The 1039-nt window shown below is 42.1% G+C and carries 1 protein-coding gene; it reads right to left on the bottom strand.

All coding sequences use genetic code 11. The annotated features are described in order from the left end of the window. Positions 1-52: 52 nt before the first annotated feature. Positions 53-985, bottom strand: a complete 933-nt coding sequence (locus ACEWB7_RS17260) for an IS5-like element IS17 family transposase (protein ID WP_411581001.1) — start codon at positions 983-985, stop codon at positions 53-55. Between the last annotated feature and the right edge of the window lie 54 nt (positions 986-1039).

Here is a 1039-nt window from a genome sequence, read left to right on the forward strand (position 1 = left end):
GGCTTTGTTGCACAAAGATTTGAAATGCAAAGCGCCCCTAATTGAGCCAAATTTAAGGCGTAACTTGGGTAAGTGATCGACCTAATTCCGTAAATCGGTTGAGGACTGCTACACGTGCATGAATTTCATTCACCTGACTAGGAAAGCTTCTTGCCATTAATTTATCGCCTAATAATTTGATGCAATGCATCTTGGTTTCCACCAAACTGCGGCGATGATAGCCTGACCATTTTTTCCATAATGTCCTGCCTAAACGTTTAACTGTTCGAAGTAATTCATTTCGCTCTAGAGAGCTACTCTTTGTATCTTTCCATGGTTTCGCATTTTTTCTAGGTGGAATCACCGCATGTGCTTGCCGATCTGCAATGACCTGACGGCATTGCTTGGTGTCATAAGCTCCATCGGTATAAACATAGTCAATCTGCTCATCTTGTGGAATCTGATTAAGTAAATCACCAAGCACCTGTGAATCACTGACATTATTGGTTGTGAGCTGAATAGCGCGTATTTGTAGGGTTTTGGCATCTATACCAATATGTAGTTTACGCCATTGGCGACGATATTCAGCTCCATGTTTCTTGCGTTTCCATTCGCCCTCATCTAGAAACTTCATGCCTGTAGAGTCTACGAGTAGATGCAGCCCATCGCTACTTTTTTGGTAGCTGATTGCAATATCAATATGCTTTTGTCTTCTACAAATGGTGGAATAATCTGGTGCGGTCCAATTTAATCCGCAAAGTTTAATCAGACTTTGCACAAAGCCAGTGACCATACGTAAAGACAGACGGAATAAGGATTTAATCATTAAGCAGCATTGGATGGCTGCGTCGGAGTAGGTTTGATTTCGCCCTTGTTTGCCTTTTGATGGAGCATACCATTGTGTAGCAGGATCAAACCAAATGGCAATATTTCCGCGACTCATGAGTGCTCGGTTATATGCGGGCCAATTGGTTGTGCGGTAGATTTTGTGTGTAGGCTTCTTCATTTGAAAATTATATCGCTGAAAAAGCCTTTACAGATAGGTTTGTGCAACAAAGCC

The organism is Acinetobacter sp. NIOH-H-8 (assembly GCF_046635365.1).
Classification (GTDB): Bacteria; Pseudomonadota; Gammaproteobacteria; order Pseudomonadales; family Moraxellaceae; genus Acinetobacter.